The sequence below is a fragment of the Pseudomonas sp. WS 5411 genome (assembly GCF_012985595.1).
Classification (GTDB): domain Bacteria; phylum Pseudomonadota; class Gammaproteobacteria; order Pseudomonadales; family Pseudomonadaceae; genus Aquipseudomonas; species Aquipseudomonas shahriarae.
Genome location: NZ_JAARMC010000003.1, coordinates 453,040 through 471,465 on the forward strand (window position 1 = coordinate 453,040; position 18,426 = coordinate 471,465).

At 61.0% G+C, this 18,426-nt stretch carries 16 protein-coding genes; 4 read left to right on the forward strand and 12 right to left on the reverse strand.

Annotated features, from left to right (window positions below):
- Window positions 1-372 precede the first annotated feature (372 nt).
- The 7 genes from HBR93_RS08735 to HBR93_RS08765 all read right to left on the reverse strand — a co-directional run bounded on the left by HBR93_RS08735 (window position 373) and on the right by HBR93_RS08765 (window position 8,733).
- Window positions 373-552, reverse strand: a complete 180-nt coding sequence (locus HBR93_RS08735) for a hypothetical protein (RefSeq protein ID WP_057960823.1) — start codon at window positions 550-552, stop codon at window positions 373-375.
- Window positions 549-1,652, reverse strand: a complete 1,104-nt coding sequence (locus HBR93_RS08740; protein WP_169960134.1) for a PepSY-associated TM helix domain-containing protein — start codon at window positions 1,650-1,652, stop codon at window positions 549-551. Before HBR93_RS08740 ends, HBR93_RS08735 begins: the two co-directional genes overlap by 4 nt.
- A 64-nt stretch (window positions 1,653-1,716) precedes the next feature.
- Complete coding sequence (locus tag HBR93_RS08745) at window positions 1,717-4,155, reverse strand: TonB-dependent siderophore receptor (protein ID WP_169960135.1); 2,439 nt, start codon at window positions 4,153-4,155, stop codon at window positions 1,717-1,719.
- Window positions 4,156-4,391: 236 nt separating this feature from the next.
- Window positions 4,392-5,387, reverse strand: coding sequence for a FecR family protein (locus HBR93_RS08750; protein WP_120734257.1), 996 nt, complete (start codon window positions 5,385-5,387; stop codon window positions 4,392-4,394).
- Window positions 5,384-5,902: an RNA polymerase sigma factor gene (locus HBR93_RS08755; protein ID WP_057440283.1), complete on the reverse strand. Its 519-nt coding sequence runs from the start codon at window positions 5,900-5,902 to the stop codon at window positions 5,384-5,386. The genes HBR93_RS08750 and HBR93_RS08755 overlap by 4 nt, the downstream gene beginning before the upstream one ends.
- A gap of 204 nt (window positions 5,903-6,106) precedes the next feature.
- A complete protein-coding gene (locus HBR93_RS08760; protein WP_120734256.1) occupies window positions 6,107-6,814 on the reverse strand; it encodes a 3'-5' exonuclease in 708 nt (235 codons plus the stop codon).
- The gene (locus tag HBR93_RS08765; RefSeq protein WP_057440285.1) at window positions 6,811-8,733 is read right to left on the reverse strand and encodes a putative nucleotidyltransferase substrate binding domain-containing protein; all 1,923 of its coding nucleotides are present in this window, start codon (window positions 8,731-8,733) and stop codon (window positions 6,811-6,813) included. Before HBR93_RS08765 ends, HBR93_RS08760 begins: the two co-directional genes overlap by 4 nt.
- A 247-nt stretch (window positions 8,734-8,980) precedes the next feature.
- Here HBR93_RS08765 and HBR93_RS08770 point away from each other — a divergent pair, with 247 nt between their 5' ends.
- The gene (locus tag HBR93_RS08770) at window positions 8,981-9,427 is read left to right on the forward strand and encodes a response regulator (RefSeq protein ID WP_057440286.1); all 447 of its coding nucleotides are present in this window, start codon (window positions 8,981-8,983) and stop codon (window positions 9,425-9,427) included.
- 130 nt (window positions 9,428-9,557) lie between these two features.
- Window positions 9,558-9,944: a hypothetical protein gene (locus tag HBR93_RS08775; RefSeq protein WP_057960818.1), complete on the forward strand. Its 387-nt coding sequence runs from the start codon at window positions 9,558-9,560 to the stop codon at window positions 9,942-9,944.
- 60 nt (window positions 9,945-10,004) lie between these two features.
- Here the strand turns inward: HBR93_RS08775 and HBR93_RS08780 are convergent, their stop codons facing one another.
- The gene (locus HBR93_RS08780) at window positions 10,005-12,182 is read right to left on the reverse strand and encodes a malate synthase G (RefSeq protein WP_169960136.1); all 2,178 of its coding nucleotides are present in this window, start codon (window positions 12,180-12,182) and stop codon (window positions 10,005-10,007) included.
- A 520-nt stretch (window positions 12,183-12,702) separates the two neighbouring features.
- Here HBR93_RS08780 and HBR93_RS08785 point away from each other — a divergent pair.
- Window positions 12,703-13,221, forward strand: a complete 519-nt coding sequence (locus HBR93_RS08785; RefSeq protein ID WP_057440288.1) for an ACT domain-containing protein — start codon at window positions 12,703-12,705, stop codon at window positions 13,219-13,221.
- A gap of 222 nt (window positions 13,222-13,443) precedes the next feature.
- On the opposite strand, the gene rarD is transcribed toward HBR93_RS08785, so the two are convergent.
- The 4 genes from rarD to HBR93_RS08805 all read right to left on the reverse strand — a co-directional run bounded on the left by rarD (window position 13,444) and on the right by HBR93_RS08805 (window position 17,158).
- Window positions 13,444-14,328 (reverse strand): EamA family transporter RarD, encoded by an 885-nt coding sequence (gene rarD, locus HBR93_RS08790; RefSeq protein ID WP_057960816.1) that lies wholly within the window; start codon window positions 14,326-14,328, stop codon window positions 13,444-13,446.
- A 115-nt stretch (window positions 14,329-14,443) separates the two neighbouring features.
- Window positions 14,444-15,418 carry a serine/threonine protein kinase gene (locus HBR93_RS08795; RefSeq protein ID WP_032858595.1) on the reverse strand — a complete coding sequence of 325 codons (975 nt, stop codon included), beginning with the start codon at window positions 15,416-15,418 and terminating at the stop codon, window positions 14,444-14,446.
- 172 nt (window positions 15,419-15,590) lie between these two features.
- Window positions 15,591-16,355 carry a TOBE domain-containing protein gene (locus HBR93_RS08800; RefSeq protein WP_169960137.1) on the reverse strand — a complete coding sequence of 255 codons (765 nt, stop codon included), beginning with the start codon at window positions 16,353-16,355 and terminating at the stop codon, window positions 15,591-15,593.
- A 65-nt stretch (window positions 16,356-16,420) separates the two neighbouring features.
- Window positions 16,421-17,158 (reverse strand): ComF family protein, encoded by a 738-nt coding sequence (locus tag HBR93_RS08805; protein ID WP_169960138.1) that lies wholly within the window; start codon window positions 17,156-17,158, stop codon window positions 16,421-16,423.
- Between the two features lie 92 nt (window positions 17,159-17,250).
- Between HBR93_RS08805 and bioB the strand changes: the two genes are divergently transcribed.
- Complete coding sequence (gene bioB / locus HBR93_RS08810; RefSeq protein WP_057440290.1) at window positions 17,251-18,306, forward strand: biotin synthase BioB; 1,056 nt, start codon at window positions 17,251-17,253, stop codon at window positions 18,304-18,306.
- The last annotated feature ends 120 nt before the right edge of the window (window positions 18,307-18,426 follow it).

Genomic DNA, 18,426 nt, shown 5'->3' on the forward strand with positions numbered 1-18,426 from the left:
CGGGCCTCATCGCAGGCAAGCCAGCTCCCACATTTTGATGTGTGAACACTGCCAACTGTGGCAGCTGGCTTGCCTGCGATGGCGTCCTCACGGTCGCCGCAGCAACCCCCAGACCAACCCACACACATTTTGATGTGTGAACACTGCCAGCTGTGGCAGCTGGCTTGCCTGCGATGGCGCCCTCACGGTCGCCGCAGCAACCCCCAGACCAACCCACACACATTTTGATGTGTGAACACCGTCAACTGTGGGAGCTGGCTTGCCTGCGATGGCGCCCTTACGGCCGCCGCAGCAACCCCCAGACCAACCCACACACATTTTGATGTGTGAACACCGTCAACTGTGGGAGCTGGCTTGCCTGCGATGGCGTCCTCACGGTCGCCGCAGCAACCCCCAGACACCGATTGCCGCCGGGATCCCCAGCCCAACCCAGCTCAGGGAATCCCAACCCCCATCCCCCAGCAACGCCGCAAACAGTCCGGCAGCACTGAGCAGCCCGATCCCCAGCGGCACCCCGAACACCTTCCAGAAATTCGATTGCCTTGGCCTCATGGCTTGGCCGCCTTGCGCCGCACCAGCCACAGGTATACGCCGCTGCCCAGCACGATGATGGTCAGCACATCCAGCACCGCCCAGAGGATTTTCATCGGCATGCCGCCATAGTCGCCAAAGTGCAGGGGCTGGGACATGCCCATGGCGTCCATGTACCACGGCCGCCCGGCCACGGCGGTGACGCTCAGGTCGCTGGCGTCGATCAGCACCGGGGTCAGCAGGTGCGAGGTCAGGTGCGTGCTACCTTTCATAAACACTGCGTAATGGTGCTCGCTGGAAAAGCGCGTACCGGGGAACGCAATAAAGTCTGGGGTCATGCCCGGCGCGGCCTGCTCAGCAATCTTCAGCAGGTCGGTGGCCGGCGCCCGCGAGGTCAGCGGTGGCGCGTTCTTATAGGGTTCGATCATCGCGGTGAGGCTGTCACTGCGCCATGCGGCGATGATCAAGTCGGCACTGGCGCTGATCACCCCGGTGACGCCCACCACCAGGGCCCAGGTCAGGGTGACGACGCCGATCAGGTTATGCAGGTCCAGCCAGCGCAGGCGCGTGGACTTGTCCTGGCGCACCGTGGCGAACTTCAAGCGCCGCATAAAGGGCAGGTACAACACCGTGCCGGAAACAATCGCCAGCACAAACAGCACGCCCATAAAGGCCAGCAGCAACTTGCCCGGCAGGCCGGCGAACATATCCACATGCAGGCGCAGCAGGAACATCGTCAAGCCGCCATTGGCCGACGGCATCTCCACGCTTTCCCCGGTGCGCGCATCGAGCATAAAGGTGTGGGACGAATTGGGCTCGGTGCCGGCGGTGGCCGCCATGATCGCAACCACCCCGTTCTTGTCGTCCTCATCCCAGGCCAGGTACTGCATGGCTTCGCCCGGGCGATGGGCCTGGGCCTTGGACACCAGTTGCTCAAGGTTGAGCTGCGGAGTATCGGCCGGCATCTGCTTGAGCTCGGGTTCGTTGCCCAGCAGGTGATCGATCTCGTGGTGAAAGATCAACGGCAAGCCGGTCAGCGCCAGCATCAGCAGGAACACGGTGCAGATCAGGCTGGTCCAGGTGTGGATGAAGGACCAGCGGCGGATGGTTGTGCTTTTCATCACGGCTCCAAAAGGCAGAAGGGCCGCCATTGAGGCGGCCCTTCATCTGCGGTCTTTAACCGTCTTAGAATTTGTAGTTCACGCTGGCGACGACGTTACGTTGGTCGCCGTAGTAGCAGTAGAAACCATCGCAGGTGGCGAGGTAGTCCTTGTTGAAGATGTTCTTGGCATCGACCGCCACGGTGACACCTTTCAGAGAGCTGCTTACGCGGCCGAGATCGTAATGGGCTGAGGCGTCGTACACCGTATAGGAGCCCACATGGCCCCAGTCGGTATTGGCAGCGTTGCCGTAGGTATCGCCGACATAACGCACGCCTGCACCAACGCCAAAGCCGTCGAGCGGACCGCTGTGCCAGGTGTAGTCAGCCCAGGCGGTGGCTTGGTTACGAGGTACCTGATTCATGCGGTTGCCTTTTTCTCCGGCAGCGCCCTTGGTGATTTCGCTGTCGTTATAGGTGTACGAGCCTACGAGCTTGAGGCTTTCGGTGACGTCGGCGCTGGCTTCCAGCTCCAGGCCGCGCACACGTACCTCGCCCACTTGGCGAGTGATACCGCCCTCAGTCACTGAAGTGTTTGTCTGTGTTAGATCGAAGACGGCTGCGGTCAATAGAGCCTTGGTACCAGGTGGCTGGTATTTGATTCCTGCTTCGTACTGTTTGCCTTTGGTGGGTTTGAATGCACCAGTGCTGAGTACTTGTGTCCCCGAGCCCGCTTGGAACGATTCTGCGTAGGAGAGGTATGGAGTGACGCCATTGTCGAACACATAGCTTAGTGCCGCGTTACCGCTGAAGTTTTTGTCACGCTGGGTGTTGGTGGCGTCGTTCTGGTTGTGGAACGTGGTGCCGGTGTGCACCCAGTCTTCACGCCCGCCGAGAGTCAGGCGCCAGTTGTCGAGAGCCATTTGATCCTGTACGTACAGGCCGGTTTGCTGGGTCTTTTGGGTGTAGTCATACATGGTGAAGTATTGGACTTTGGAGAAGTCCTGCCCATACACCGGTCGATTGAAGTTGATGGTTGGAACACCGGCGGAACCCCATAACCAGCGCGCATCGGCATCAGAGCGCTGGTGGTCCAGGCCCAGCAGCAAGGTGTGGCTTACCGCACCGGTCTGGAAGTCGGCCTGGAAGTTGTTGTCGACGGCAAACTGCCCGATGTTTTCATCGACTTTGCCGGCTGAGCGTCTCACGTTGCCATCGGCGTCTACGGCCAACTCAGGCCCGTTTGGCCAAAAACTGCCACCTGCAGTGATGCCCTGGAACGACAGGTCATTTTTGGTATAGCGCAGGTTTTGGCGGAACTGCCAGGTGTCGTTCAGACGAGTTTCAAAGGCATAGCCGAGCGCATAGTAAGTGCGGTCGTAGAATTCCCAGTCCGGATCACCGAGGTTCTTGTGGTGGGAGATTTTGCCGGCAGGCGAAGACAATTTGGTGCCCTGTAGCGGCAAGAACTGACCAGTGATCCCGGTGTCATCGCGGGTGAACTGCGAGAGCAGGGTCAGCTTGGTGTCGTCGTTGATGTTCCATGTCAGGCTGGGCGCGACGTTGTAGCGTTTGTCAGGGATGTGATCGACCGCTGTATCGCTGTCACGCACTACGCCACCGATACGGTAGAGGAATTGTCCCTCGTCATCGATTTTCCCGGTGCTGTCGAAGTTGATCTGCTTGTGATTATTGGTGCCGGTTTGTACCTCGACCTCGTGACTGCTTTCAGCTTGTGGACGACGGCTGACCATATCCAGCAACCCACCGGGAGGCGTCTGGCCGTAGACGGACGAAGCCGGACCGCGCAGTACGGCGATACGCTCCAGGCTCCAAGTGTCGACTTTTGGCGTGGCATAGTTGCCCTTAGGCAAAGGCAGGCCGTCGAGGAATTGGGTCGGTACAAAACCGCGTACCAGTAACCAATCGCTGCGCGAGTCAGAACCATAGCCGCTGCTCTGCACCCCAGCGGTATAGCGCAGCGCGTCGTTGAGGTTGAGAACTGAGCGGTCTTCCATTTGTTTACGGGTGATCACTGTCACGGAGCGCGGCAATTCGGCAATCGGCGTATCAGTCTTGCTCCCCGCCGCCGTCCGCGTAGCAACATAACCCTCCACCGGCCCCCACGCGCTCTCGTAATTCCCCTGCCCGGTGATATTGGTCTCCGGCAGCGACACCACACCCTCTGGAATTGCCACCAGGGTGTAAGTGCCTGCGCTGCTCTGCTCCAACTGCAACCCCGTCCCACGCAGGGCCTCGCGCAGTGCGCCCGGTGCATCGAACTGGCCCTTGACCGGGGCCGAGGTCTTGCCGGCGGCCAGTGCCGGGCTGAGGGTCAGGGGGAGGCCGGCCTGGCTGGCGATCTGGTTCAGGGTGCTGGCCAATGGCGCAGCCGGCAGGTTGTAGGCGCGCACACTGGACGCCTGTTCGGCGGCGAACAGCGAGGTGCTGGTCAGCGGGGCGCTGAGGGCGATGGCCACGGCTAGCAGGCTGGGGCGCAACAAGGTGTCTAATGTGCGGGACATAGGGCGGCTCCGGAATGGAAATATTTCTCAATTGCCTAGGTGCCGGACGAGAATCAAAAAGTGATAGGGCCAAGTGAAAATAAATCTGTGAATGCTCACGCGCTCTTCGTAGCTTTTGCAGTCGGCGAAGCGATTGAGGTTGAGTGCACCGGCCACCCCGCAGCGCAGTCGGCATTCAGCGACCAGCGCCTCGGCAGCGGGGGCGCAGAGGGCTTTGTTTTCGACATTGCCTTTATTCAATTATTGCTAACGGAACCGTCTGGCACGGGCCTGGCGGCCACGTTAATCCACCACGGCGTATGTTGCTCGATCTGCACCGGCAGGGTCGGCAGCAGCGCGTTAAGCGCCAGCGTGGTGTCGTGCAGCGGGAAGCTGCCGGTGATGCGCAGGTCGGCGACGTTTTTATCCACACCCAGGTAGCCGGTGCGGTAGCGCGCCAGTTCCTCGACCACATCCCCCAGCCGCGCGTTGTCCACCACCAGCATGCCGCGGGTCCAGGCGTCGGCGCCGGGGGTTACGGCCAGCGACGGGCCGAGGCTGTTACGGCGCATCAGCACTTGCTGGCCTTCCTTGAACACCTGCTCCTGGTGCAACGCCTCGGGCTGCGCCGCAACCGCCGACTGCAACACGCTGAGCCGCGTGCCATCGTCCTCGCGCTTGACGATAAACCGCGTACCCAGGGCGCGCAGGCTGCCGTCGCGGGTCTCGACAACAAAGGGGCGCCCATCGTTGTGCCCGGTTTCGACGAAGATCTCACCTTCCTGCAGCACGATTACTCGGCGCTTTTCGTCAAAACGCACGTCAATGGCGCTGTGGGTGTTGAGGTTGATCAGGGTGCCATCTGCCAGTTTCAGCGTGCGCTGTTCACCGGTGGCGGTGCGTTGGTCGGCCAGCCAGTAGTTGATCGGCACGTAGCGCTGGCCGGCGAACACTGCCAGGCCGCAGACCAGCACCACACTGGCCAGGCCGCTGCCGAGCTTGCGCACCCGTTGCCGAATGCCTTCGCGCGATTGCAGCAGCGCCGCCCGTGCCGGGCCGCTGGCCACGCTGAAGCGCTGGTCGAGCATGCCCAGTTGGCGCCAGGCGCGGGCGTGTTCTTCGCTGCTGGCCAGCCATTTGTTGAATGCTTCATGCTCCACGGCGCTGCTGTCCCCGGAGTCCAGGGACAGTTGCCAGGCAATCGCCGCATCCAGCACCCGTGCGCTGACCGGTCTGGAACTGACCTGGCTCACAACGGCTGGCCATACAGGGCGATGTAGCACTGGCGGATCCCCTGGGCCAGATATTGCCGTACCCGGGGCACCGACACGCCGAGGCGCTGGGCGATTTCGGCGTGGCCCAGGCCGTCCAGGCGGTTATAGAGGAACGCGGCGCGGGCCTTGCTGGACAGCTTGCCGAGCAGGCGGTCGATGGCTTTGAGGTCTTCGAGGATCAGGTGCTGTTCTTCCGGGGAAGGCTGTTCGCTTTCCGGGATCAGCATCAGTTCGGTGAGGTAGGCCTGCTCCAGCGCGGCGCGGCGAAAGTAGTCGAACAACAGGCCCTTGGCGACAGCCACCAGAAACGCCCGGGGTTCGCGGGGTTCACGCAGTTCTTCACGGCCCAGCAGGCGCATGAAGGTGTCCTGGCTCAGGTCCTCGGCACGACTGGGGCAGGCCACGTTGCGCCGCAGCCACGCCAGCAGCCAGCCGCGATGGTCACGGTACAACGTGCCAACAAGCTCACTGTGGGGACTTTGGGCTGACGACAAGGCATCACCAATCGAGATGTTTAAACTAACGAGAATTATTCGCGATTGTGGCAGAGGTGGCGGATGGGTGCAATTGGCGTTGGTCGGGCGGGACGGATGTTGCTGAGGGGGCTTGCTCCCGTTTCAGGGCCGCTTCGCGCCCCAACGGGCGCAAGCTCCCTCGCCACAGGTTACCGATTGCCTCTCTTAACTGAGCGGCAGCCGTTAGAAGGAAGGGGCTTGTTTGCGACGTTTCCACTGGCTCAGGCGTTGTTGCAACGCGGCAGGGCTGTCCAGCCCTTGCTGGCGGGCACGGCTGAATAGAATCAACATCAATTCTGCGGTGGCCAGGGCATCGGCGCTGGCGTGATGGCGTTCGCCCACTTGCAGGTTGAAATGGGCAATCCAGTCATCCAGGCCGGCTTCGCGGATATGCGCCTGGGGGCACAGCATGGGTGCCAGGTCTGCCACGTCGAGGAACGGATGGGTCAGGCGATAACCCAGGCTGTCCTTGAGCGCTCGGCCAAGCATGTGCTGGTCGAATGGTGCGTGGAACGCCAGCAGCGGGCTGTCGCCGACAAAGTCCATGAAGTCCAGTAACGCTTCGGCTGGATCGCAACCGGCGGCGATCGCACTGGGGCCCAGGCCATGGATCAGCACGCTGGGGCTGATTTTGTTGTCGGCCCGTTGCAGGGTACGTTCGAACTGCTGGGAAAAGTCGACGGCGCCGTCTTCGATCACCACCGCGCCAATCGACAGCACCTGGTCGCGATTGAGGTTCAGGCCGCTGGTTTCCAGGTCCAGTACCACCCAGCGCTGCTCGCGCAGACTGTGTTCGCCGAGTGCCTTGGGGGCAGCCAGTTGTTGCAGGCGCGCCTGTTGCTGGGCATTCAGGCCTGGCCGGGCAGGGCGCAGCCAACTGAACAGGCTCACAGCTGATACCTCAGGGCCAGGCTGCTTTGCAGGCGTTGGGCCTGGCGCAGGGACTCACGCAGGATGCGCCGGTCCAGGTGGTTGAGGCTGTCGGGGTCGACCCGGTTGGAGTAGGGCTGGTTCTCGCGGGTTTGCAACTGGTGCTGCTGCATGCGGGTTTGCTGGATAAAGTGGTAGGCCTCTTCATAGGCCGCGCCGTCCAGGCGTTCGATCACCTCTTTATCCACCAACTGACGCAAGCGCTCCAGGGTGTTGTTGGTGGCGATGCCATTGGCCAGGGCCAGCAGGCGGGCACCGTCGACGAAGGGCGTGAGGCCCTGCACCTTGAGGTCGAGGGTGGCCTTGTCCGAGCCTTTACGCGTCAGCACGAAGTCACGGAAGCGCCCCACCGGCGGACGCTGGCGCAAGGCGTTCTCGGCCATCATCCGTTGGAACAGGCGATTGTCCGCCACTTGCTCAAGCATGCCCTGGCGCAGTTGCTCGCAGCCTTGCTCATCGCCCCACACCACCCGCAGGTCGAAATAGATGCTGGACTTGAGCAGGTTCTCTGGCGTCGCTTCGCGGATAAATGCGGCAAAGCGCCGGGCCCATTCGGCACGGGACAGGCACAGCTCGGGGTTGCCGGCCATGATATTGCCCTTGCACAGGGTGAAACCGCACAGCGCCAGGCTTTGATTGATTTGCTGCGCCAGGGGCAACAGCAGGCCACGAATCTCGGCGGCGTGGGCGGCGTCCCGGGCATCGAACAGGATGCCGTTGTCCTGGTCGGTGTGCAGCGTCTGCTCACGGCGGCCTTCGCTGCCAAAACACAGCCAACTGAATGGCACGCCGGGGTCGCCCTTGTCTGCGATGCTCAGCTCGATGACCCGGCATACCGTGTGATCGTTGAGCAGGGTGATGATATGGGTGATCTGGGTCGAGGACGCGCCGTGGGCCAGCATGCGCTCCACCAATTGGCTGATCTCGCCACGGATCGCCACCAGGTTTTCCACCCGTGGTGCATTGCGGATGGTGCGTGCCAGGTGGACCAGGTCAACCCGTTGCAGGGAAAACAGATCGCGCTCGGACACCACTCCACACAGGCGCCGGTCCTTGACCAGGCACACATGGGCGATATGCCGCTCGGTCATGGCAATCGCTGCGTCGAAGGCGCTGTGATCCGGGCTGAGGAAGAAGGGCGCCTGGGTCATATGCTGTTCGATGGCCTGGGTGAAATCGCTGGTGCCTTCGGCCACGACATGGCGCAGGTCACGCAGGGTGAAAATCCCCAGGGGCGCCTTGTGTTCATCGACCACCACAATGCTGCCGACCTGCTGCTCATGCATCAGTGTGACCGCCTCACGCAGCGGCGTCCGCGGGCTGCAGGTCACGGGGTGACGCATGGCCAGCTCGCCCAGGCGGGTGTTCAACGAATACTGGGTGCCGAGGGTTTCCACGGCCTTTTGCTGGACTTGCTGGTTGACCTGGTCCAACAGGCTGCTGACCCCACGCAAGGCAAAGTCGCGAAACGGCCCGGACAGGGCAAACAACTTGATAAACGCCGGCTTGTTCAATTGCAGGCAGAACGTGTCTTCGGCGGCCTTGTGCTCAGTTCGCGTCGCCCGTTCCCCCAGTAGCGCGGCCAGGGGGAAGCATTCGCCGGTGGTGATTTCGAAGGTGGTTTGCGCCGAATCCGGCCGCTCGCCGATCACCCGCCCCTGTTTGACGATGTAGAAGTGCTCCACAGGGCCTGCCGACGGTTTGAGAATGCTCTCGCCGGGGCCGTAGAAGCGCAACTGGCACTGCTCCACCAGAAACGCCAGGTGGGCGTTTTCCATCTGATTGAACGGAGGGAAGCGTTGCAGGAATTGCAGGGTGCCGTGAATGTTCTGCAATACCGCAGTTTTCCCTGCCTGGGTGAAAGCATCAGCTTTACTCATAACCATGACCGCAGTTTTTTTGTCGTTATCGTCCCTCATGGTCGACCCCCACGCGGCGGGTGCCCATTGGACGTAAGTCTAGGTAGCTATCCGGCCTTCAATGACTAGGGAAAAACCTTACATGAATATCGTCCAGACCCCGTAGAACGCCCACTAGGAAAACTATCCGACGAAGTGCACATTGTTCGCCCTTCCGGTGATGTCTGACTTCTGTGCTGGGAGATTGAGTGCAACTGCTGAGAAATATATGCCCGACCAAGATATTTTGAGCGATGCCGAGCGCGAGGCGCTAAGCGCCGTGATGCTGGAGCCTGATCTACCGCCGCAGCGGGTACTGATCGTTGATGACGATAAAGATGCCCGTGAACTGTTGGCGGAGATTCTTGGGCTGGATGGCATTCGCTGCATGACGGCAGACAGCGGCGAGGCGGCCTGGGAACTCTTGAATGCCAGCACATCCATTGGTTTGTTGATCACCGATTTGCGCATGGCGCCCAGCAACGGCCTGGAACTGATTCGCAAAGTACGCGAGTCCACCCGGGCTGCGTTGCCGATCATCATCATGTCGGGGGATGCCGAGGCACCGGACGTGATCGACGCGATGCACCTGAGCGTGGTGGACTTTTTGCTCAAGCCGATTGATAGCGTGAAGTTAGCGAAGATGGTCAAACGCGAGCTGGGGATGGCGCAGTAGGGGGTGTTTTTACCGTTGGTCAGTACTGTCAGATTTCACAGTATCGGCGGTTTGAGTGGCGCTTGTTTAATCGTTGGGAGGGAGCTGGTTTGGGATCAGCGCCTCTAAATGACGCGAACAGGAGTTCATTATGAGTACTGAAAAAAACAACCCGCAACACAGCGCTAATATTCACGCCTCTATCAATGGTCAGCAGGAGGTTTTTTCTCCGAATCAGTTTTTTGGTATCCCTTCCCAGGTCAGAATGGACACAGATATTACTACCCACCTGACAATTAATTACGGGCAGGACCTGAAGAACGGGACTCATACCCTGACGCATACTCAGTTTGGAATTGAATATTTAGATGCAACCGGAAGCACATTCACTCATCCAGTTGCAGGCACCATCGTTGTGAAAGTCGTCGGTAATAACCATACCGGTCAGTTGATCGGCTTGAAGGTTGACGGAACGGGCTCAGGGCAAGGCAGTAAGTTGGAGCTGTCGGGTAGTTACCTGATTGTAGTTTCAGGTTAAGCCTTGCAACATAAAAAAGCCCCGGTCATAGGACCGGGGCTTTTTCATTTCAATGACCAGTTACAAACCATTCTTGGCCTTGAACTCCCTACGCCGACGATGCAGCACCGGCTCGGTATAACCATTGGGCTGCTTGGTCCCTTCAATCACCAACTCCACCGCGGCCTGGAACGCGATATTGCTGTCGAAATCCGGTGCCAGCGGGCGGTACAGCGCATCACCGGCATTCTGCCGATCCACCACCGGCGCCATGCGCTTGAGGCTTTCCATGACCTGGGCTTCGCTGACCACGCCATGGCGCAGCCAGTTGGCAATGTGCTGGCTGGAAATACGCAGGGTGGCGCGGTCTTCCATCAGGCCCACATCGTTGATGTCTGGTACTTTCGAGCAACCCACACCCTGGTCGATCCAGCGCACCACATAGCCGAGGATGCCCTGGGCGTTGTTGTCCAGTTCGTTGCGGATTTCTTCCTCGGACCAGTCGGTATTCTGCGCCAGGGGGATGGTCAGGATGTCGTCCACCGACGCGCGTTCGCGCTTGGCCAGTTCGGCCTGGCGGGCGAATACATCGACCTTGTGGTAATGCAGCGCGTGCAATGCCGCGGCGGTCGGCGACGGCACCCAAGCGGTGTTGGCACCGGCCAGCGGGTGCGCGATTTTCTGCTCGAGCATGGCCGCCATCAGGTCGGGCATGGCCCACATGCCTTTACCGATCTGCGCACGGCCTTGCAGGCCGGTGCTCAGGCCGATATCGACGTTCCAGTTCTCGTAGGCGCCGATCCATTTTTCGGCCTTCATGGCAGCTTTGCGCACCATCGCGCCCGCTTCCATGGAGGTGTGGATTTCGTCGCCGGTACGGTCGAGGAAGCCGGTGTTGATAAACACCACGCGCTCGCTGGCCGCCTTGATGCAGGCCTTGAGGTTGACCGTGGTACGGCGCTCCTCGTCCATGATCCCGACCTTGAGGGTGTTGCGCGGCAGGTTCAGTACGTCTTCGATGCGGCCGAACAGCTCGTTGGTGAACGCCGCTTCTTCCGGGCCGTGCATCTTCGGTTTAACGATGTACACGGAGCCGGTGCGGCTGTTCTTGCGGCTGTTGTTGCCATTGAGGCTGTGGATCGCCGCCAGGCTGGTGATCAAGCCATCGAGGATGCCTTCGGGCACTTCATTGCCCTGGGCGTCGAGGATCGCGTCGATGGTCATCAGGTGGCCAACGTTGCGCACGAACAACAGCGAACGACCATGCAAGGTCACGGCATTACCATCGACACCGGTGTAGGTGCGGTCGGCGTTCATGGTGCGGGTGAAGGTCTTGCCGCCCTTGGCCACTTCTTCGGCCAGGTCGCCCTTCATCAGGCCGAGCCAGTTGCGGTAGATCACCACTTTGTCATCGGCATCGACGGCGGCAACGGAGTCTTCGCAGTCCATGATGGTGGTCAGCGCGGCTTCCATCAGGATGTCTTTGACGCCGGCGTCGTCGGTCTGGCCGACCGGGGTGCTGGCGTCAACCTGGATTTCGAAATGCAGGCCGTTGTGCTTCAACAAGAGTGCGATGGGCTGGGCGGCGTCGCCCTGGTAGCCGATCAACTGGGCGTCGCTGCGCAGGCCGCTGTTGCTGCCGCCCTTGAGGCTGACCACCAGCTTGCCGTCGACGATCTTGTAACCGGTGGAGTCAACGTGGCTGCCGGCGGTCAGCGGTGCGGCTTCGTCGAGGAAGGCACGGGCGAAGGCGATGACTTTGTCGCCACGCACCTTGTTGTAGCCCTGGCCTTTCTCGGCGCCGTTGGCTTCGCTGATGGCGTCGGTGCCATACAGTGCGTCGTACAGCGAGCCCCAGCGCGCGTTGGAGGCGTTGAGGGCGAACCGCGCATTCATCACCGGCACCACCAGCTGCGGGCCGGCCATGCGGGCGATTTCGTCATCGACGTTTTGGGTGGTCGCCTGGAAATCCGCCGCTTCTGGCAGCAGGTAGCCGATATCTTGCAGGAAGGCTTTGTAGGCCACCGCGTCGTGGGCCTGGCCGGCATGGGTCTGGTGCCAGGTATCGATTCGCGCTTGGAAATCGTCGCGTTTGGCGAGTAGGGCTTTGTTCTTCGGTGCCAGGTCGTGGATGACCTTGTCGGCACCGGCCCAGAACTGGTCGGCGGTCAGGCCGGTACCGGGAATGGCTTCGTTGTTCACGAAGTCGAACAGGACTTTGGCGACCTGCAGGCCACCGACTTGAACGTGTTCAGTCATTGCTTGCCTCACTCTGCGGAGCTAATTCGCTTTTCAGCTTTTCAATTTACCAATGAAGCCTCTGGCCATTTAAACCACAAACCCGGCACCAGTACATGCCATCACGGCGGCTGGGTGGTTCCAATCAACGGCGCAAGGCTTGCTGACGGGGTGTTCGGGGTTACGACGGCGCCTGGGCAGACATCGACCTAACGTTATGTAGTGCGCGCCGAGGCATACTACATGATGAGTTGCGGTTGTGAAAATTAGACTAAATACGTCGTTTAGCGACCCACTTTGGTTGTACGGTCACAGCGGGGTATGGGATGTTCTCAAAAAACCAATGGATTGTTCCAGATAAATATAAAAATGGTACACGATTTGTTTTTCCTCACCGCCATGCGATCAATGTGGGAGCTGGCTTGCCTGCGATGGCCTCTACACCGCAGCACCCGCATCGCCGGCAAGCCAACTGCCACATGAGCCAACCGATACCCGTATCTGCCTATACTGGCTAATCCACAACAAGAGGGCTGTTGCCATGGACCATCTCGTACTCACCGTGATCGCCGCCGACAAACCCGGCGTGGTCGAACGTGTTGCCCACTGCATTGCCGAGCGCGGCGGCAACTGGCTGGAAAGTCGCATGGCCCATATGGCCGGGCAATTTGCCGGGATCCTGCGGGTCAGTGTGCCGATGGAAAACCGCAGTGAGTTGGTCAGCGCCCTGGAGGACCTGTCCACCCATGGCATCCGCGTGCTGGTGGGCGAGAGCAGCGGCGCGCAAGCCTCGGCGAGCAAACCGATCCTGATGACCCTGGTGGGCAATGACCGGCCGGGGATCGTGCGCGAGATCACCGCGCTGTTGAGCAAGCAAGGGGTCAACCTGGAACGCCTGAGCACCGACGTGCGTCCGGCGCCCATGAGCAGTGACCCGTTGTTTCACGCCGAGGCCGCGTTGGCGGTGCCGTCCAGTCTGGCACTGGACACGCTGCAAGCCGCCCTGGAAACCCTGGCCGATGATTTGATGGTGGAACTGCAACTGCGCAGCGAGGAATAACCGTCCACAGGGTTGTTCATCTAAATCTTGCATGGGCCTGTGGATAAGCTGTAGAGACCCGGCGCCAGGCCACGCCGGCCGTGGCGTGTAGTGTATTGAGCAAAAAACGAGCAATTTCAACGGCTTGTGCACAAACGCCGGGGATCAGGTTGTGGATAACCTTGGGGTGAAACCCTGTAAGCCACGCCGGCCGTGGTCTACAGGGTTTTGTACGTTATTTGATCAGCGTTTGCGCAGGCTCAGCCATGCATCAACGCTATACACCGCCAGCCCGGCCCAGATAAACACGAACGCCACCAGGCTGGCGGGGCTCATGTGTTCGTCGAACAACAGCACCGCTTGCAGCAGCACCAGGGTCGGCGCCAGGTACTGCAAAAAGCCCAGGGTGGTGTAGGGCAGATGCCGTGCCGCAGCGTTGAAGCAGACCAGGGGAATCAATGTCACCGGGCCTGCGGCCACCAGCCACCAGGCCTCGGAAGTACTCCAGAATGCCAGGTTGGCGCTATGGGCTGTGGGGTTGAGCAGCAGCCACGCCAGGGCAATCGGCACCAGCATCCAGGTTTCCACCACCAACCCGGGTAGCGCCTTGACCGGCGCTTGCTTGCGGATCAAACCATAGAAACCAAAGGTCAGCGCCAGCACCAGCGACACCCACGGCAAGCTGCCGACCTGCCACACCTGTTGTGCAACGCCCACGGCGGCCAGCCCGACGGCCACCCACTGCAAGCGCCGCAGGCGTTCGCCGAGGAGCAGCATGCCCAGTAGCACGTTGACCAGCGGGTTGATGTAGTAACCCAGGCTGGCCTCCAGCATGCGCCCGCTGTTGACCGACCACACATAGGTCAGCCAGTTGCCCGCGATCAATGAGCCGCTCAACGCCAGGATCGCCAGGCGCTTGGGGTTGTCCCGCAGTTCGCGCCACCAGCCGGGGTGTTTCCACACCAGCAACAGCAAACCGCCGAACAGCGCCGACCACAGTACGCGGTGGACGATGATTTCGGCCGCCGGGACGCTGGCGATGGCTTTGAAGTAGAGCGGGAACAGGCCCCAGATGACGTAGGCACTCAGGCCCAGAATGTACCCGCGACGCGGGTTGGCGGCTTGCATGCAGAATCCTTGCTTAGGCAGCTAACAATGCCGCAATTGTAAGGATGTTTGTCAGGAAATGCGTGCTGACTTTTTGTGGCGAGGGCACAAGCCCCTCGCCACAGCGAGGCCAGTGTCAGAACAGTTTCAGGGGCTCTTCGTTGAGCGCCGACAATTGCTCGCGCAGCGCCAGCACCTGGTCGCCCCAATACCGCTCGCTGCCAAACCACGGGAAGCTGTGCGGAAATGCCGGGTCATCCCAGCGCCGTGCCAGCCACGCGCTGTAGTGCATCAGGCGCAGGGCACGTAGCGGCTCGATCAGCGCCAGTTCGCGGGGATCGAAGTCGTGGAATTCCTGGTAGCCATCCATCAGTTCCGACAACTGCCCCAGGCATTCCTGACGATCACCAGCAAGCATCATCCACAAATCCTGCACCGCCGGGCCCATGCGACAGTCATCGAGGTCGACGATATGGAACATCTCGTCGCGGCACATCATGTTGCCGGGGTGGCAGTCGCCATGCATGCGGATGTTCTTGTGCGGCGTGGCGCTGTACACATCCTCCACACGCTTGAGCAGGTCACGGGCCACGGATTCGTAGGCAGGCAACAGGCTCTTGGGGATGAAATTGCCTTCAAGCAAGGTGTTCAGGGAGTCGTGACCGAAGTTCTTCACGCCCAGGGCTTCGCGGTGCTCGAAAGGGCGGGTGGCGCCGACCGCATGCAAGCGCCCGAGCAACTGCCCGAGGCGGTACAGCTGATCGAGATTGCCCGGCTCCGGCGCCCGGCCGCCACGACGGGGGAACAGGGTGAAACGAAAGCCCGCGTGTTCGAACAGGCTTTCACCGTTATGGATCATCGGGGCGACGACCGGGACTTCGCACTCGGCCAGTTCGAAAGTAAAGCGGTGTTCTTCGAGGATCGCCTCGTTGGTCCAGCGCTGGGGGCGATAGAACTTGGCGATCAATGGCTCGGAGTCTTCGATGCCGACCTGATAGACGCGATTTTCGTAGCTGTTGAGCGCCAATACGCGAGCATCGCTGAGGAAACCGATGCTTTCGACAGCATCGAGAACCAGATCGGGGGTCAATGTTTCAAACGGGTGGGCCATGCGAACTCCTGCGCGCAGCAGGTCGCCGCGTCCGGCCGGGTATGGTATCGCACCGGGCCTTGGATAGGTGGCGCGTGTGCCATTGCTATCGCAGGCAAGCCCACACAATGTTTCTGTGTACACCGCTCAAATGTGGGAGCGGGCTTGCCCGCGATGAGGCCCTAAAGATCGCCTAAACCGGCGTACCCAACAGCACATTGCTCGGCGCAAACTGCACCTGAACCCGCGTGCCTTCATCCGCCCCCAGCGCCTTGAGCTGCTCGGGCGCCGCCAGCGCACACAGCACCAGGCCATTGGGCAAGGCAATGCGCACCTCACTGGGACCATCCTCTGCATCAAGAACCGCCTCGACCTGGCCGCCAAAGCAGTTAAACCCAGGCACCGGCGCCTGGTCGGCAGCGATCAGCTCCAGCCAACCGGCCTTGATCAATGCCACCACTTCAGTGCCGATTTCCAGCTCCAGGCGCAGCGTGCTGTCGTGGGTGATCTGTGCATCGAGGGTCAAGCCGCCAGCCAGCTCCAGGCGCACCCGGTCATTGCGACCATGGCTATCCATGGCGATCACCTGGCCATGCAATTGGTTACGCGCACTGGTGCGCAGCATCAGGCGGCCCAGCAGATTGAAGTCGCTGGCGTCTTCGGCGGCCTCCAGCACCTGGGCTTGCAGGGTTTGCAGGCGCTGATACAGGCGCAACACCCGCTCGCCCTCTGCCGAGAGTCGCGCACCGCCGCCGCCCTTGCCGCCGACGCTACGTTCGACCAGCGGTTTTTGCGCCAGGTTGTTCAGTTCATCAATGGCGTCCCACGCGGCCTTGTAACTCAAACCCGCGCTTTTCGCCGCCCGGGTGATGGAGCCCTGTTCGGCGATGTGTTGCAGCAAGGCGATGCGTTGCGGGCGACGGACAATATGTTGGCTCAACAGCGATGGTAAAGGCATGGAGAACGGCTGCACACTGATTTGGAATGCACCGGACGTTGCGGGCAGGCGGCGCCAGAGTCAAGTCATGTGCCGGGCTTGGGCGTGCGCGCCAGGCAGTACACGTCGACCTGGCGCGCGCCGGCGTGTAGCAGCAGGCGGGCCAGGCTGTGGGCGGTGGCGCCGGTGGTCAGCACATCGTCCACCAGCGCCAGGTGCTGGCCGCGCACCTGTGCGTCGGGGGCCAGGGCAAACGCCTTGAGCAAGTTGCGCTGGCGTTGTTTGGCAGCCAATTGTTGCTGGGCGATGGTGTCTTGAGGGCGCAACAGCACGTGTTCATCCAAGGCCAGGTCGAGGTCTTGGCTTAGCCAGCGGGCGAGCATGGCGGCTTGGTTATAGCCGCGCTGGCGCAGGCGTTTGGCGGCCATCGGTACGGGAAGCAGGCGGTCGGGGCGGGTCAGTTCGGCGTTGTCGAAGCCGTCTTGCAGACATTGCCCCAATAGATTGGCCAACAGATGGCCCAGAGGCCATTTGCCCTGATGCTTGAAGCGGCTGATCAGGCTGTCCACCGGGAAGCCGTAGGTCCAAGGTGCGGTCACCTGATGGAACGCCGGCGGTGAGCGCTGGCATTCGCCGCAGATCAGCCCGCTCATCGGCAGCGGCAGGGCACACACGCGACAGCCGTCCGTCAGCCACGGCAGATCGAGTTCGCAGGCGTTGCACACCGTTGAGGGCGAGTCGGTGGCTTCATCACAGATCAAGCAGGTTTGGTTGCTTTTTGACCAGATGTAAACTTCGTGTTTGTGCCTGGGTTGACAGTGCATGAATCTTCCTTAAATATGCCGAGCATCCGTGTCGTGCCTGTGGGTATTGCCCTGCCCACAGCGCTTGCCCAAGCATAAACAAGGAATCGCCCATGAGCGCCAGCCTCACTGCCACTCTGCGTCACGACTGGTCTTTGGCCGAAGTCAAAGCCCTGTTCGTCCAGCCGTTCAATGACTTGTTGTTCCAGGCGCAGACCGTGCACCGCGCGCATTTCGATGCCAATCGGGTGCAGGTGTCGACGTTGCTGTCGATTAAAACCGGTGCCTGCCCGGAAGATTGCAAATATTGTCCGCAGTCGGGCCACTACAACACCGGCCTGGAAAAAGAAAAACTGATGGAAGTGCAGAAAGTCCTCGAAGAGGCTGCACGCGCCAAGGCCATCGGTTCGACCCGTTTCTGCATGGGTGCGGCCTGGAAGCACCCGTCGGCCAAAGACATGCCTTATGTGTTGCAGATGGTCAAAGGCGTGAAGGCCATGGGCCTGGAAACCTGCATGACCCTTGGCCGTCTCGACCAGGACCAGACCGAGGCCCTGGCCCAGGCCGGCCTCGACTACTACAACCACAACCTGGACACCTCGCCGGAGTTCTACGGCTCGATCATCACCACCCGCACCTACAGCGAGCGCCTGCAAACCCTGGCTTATGTGCGTGATTCGGGGATGAAGATCTGCTCGGGCGGCATCCTCGGCATGGGCGAATCCCTGGATGATCGCGCCAACCTGCTGATCCAACTGGCCAACCTGCCGGAGCATCCGGAGTCGGTGCCGATCAACATGCTGGTCAAGGTGGCCGGTACGCCCCTGGAAAATGCCGAGGATATCGACCCGTTCGACTTTATCCGCATGCTCGCCGTGGCGCGTATCCTGATGCCGAAATCCCACGTGCGCCTGTCCGCCGGCCGCGAGGCAATGAATGAGCAGATGCAGGCCCTGGCGTTCTTTGCCGGTGCCAACTCGATTTTCTACGGTGACAAATTGCTGACCACCGCCAACCCGCAGGCGGACAAGGACATGCAACTGTTCTCGCGCTTGGGCATCCTGCCGGAAGCCCGCGAAGAGCATGCCGATGAAGTGCACCAGGCGGCGATTGAGCAGGCGTTGGTCGAGCAGAAAAGCAGCGAGCAGTTCTACAACGCCGCCGTCTGACCCCCATCTCCCTATTGGAATGCAATCCAAATGTGGGCGCTGGCTTGCCTGGGATAGCGATCTATCAGTCACCTGATGTATTGACTGACCCTGCGCTATCGCAGGCAAGCCGGCCCCTAC

What these genes read in the sequence shown, in the direction of transcription:
- HBR93_RS08805 (WP_169960138.1), bottom strand. Translation starts at nt 17,158, where the DNA reads ATGCACTGTCAACCCAGGCACAAACACGAAGTTTACATCTGGTCAAAA.
- HBR93_RS08740 (WP_169960134.1), bottom strand. Translation starts at nt 1,652, where the DNA reads ATGAAAAGCACAACCATCCGCCGCTGGTCCTTCATCCACACCTGGACC.
- HBR93_RS08800 (WP_169960137.1), bottom strand. Translation starts at nt 16,355, where the DNA reads ATGCCTTTACCATCGCTGTTGAGCCAACATATTGTCCGTCGCCCGCAA.
- HBR93_RS08785 (WP_057440288.1), top strand. Translation starts at nt 12,703, where the DNA reads ATGGACCATCTCGTACTCACCGTGATCGCCGCCGACAAACCCGGCGTG.
- HBR93_RS08780 (WP_169960136.1), bottom strand. Translation starts at nt 12,182, where the DNA reads ATGACTGAACACGTTCAAGTCGGTGGCCTGCAGGTCGCCAAAGTCCTG.
- HBR93_RS08770 (WP_057440286.1), top strand. Translation starts at nt 8,981, where the DNA reads ATGCCCGACCAAGATATTTTGAGCGATGCCGAGCGCGAGGCGCTAAGC.
- HBR93_RS08745 (WP_169960135.1), bottom strand. Translation starts at nt 4,155, where the DNA reads ATGTCCCGCACATTAGACACCTTGTTGCGCCCCAGCCTGCTAGCCGTG.
- rarD (WP_057960816.1), bottom strand. Translation starts at nt 14,328, where the DNA reads ATGCAAGCCGCCAACCCGCGTCGCGGGTACATTCTGGGCCTGAGTGCC.
- bioB (WP_057440290.1), top strand. Translation starts at nt 17,251, where the DNA reads ATGAGCGCCAGCCTCACTGCCACTCTGCGTCACGACTGGTCTTTGGCC.
- HBR93_RS08775 (WP_057960818.1), top strand. Translation starts at nt 9,558, where the DNA reads ATGAGTACTGAAAAAAACAACCCGCAACACAGCGCTAATATTCACGCC.
- HBR93_RS08735 (WP_057960823.1), bottom strand. Translation starts at nt 552, where the DNA reads ATGAGGCCAAGGCAATCGAATTTCTGGAAGGTGTTCGGGGTGCCGCTG.
- HBR93_RS08765 (WP_057440285.1), bottom strand. Translation starts at nt 8,733, where the DNA reads ATGAGTAAAGCTGATGCTTTCACCCAGGCAGGGAAAACTGCGGTATTG.
- HBR93_RS08795 (WP_032858595.1), bottom strand. Translation starts at nt 15,418, where the DNA reads ATGGCCCACCCGTTTGAAACATTGACCCCCGATCTGGTTCTCGATGCT.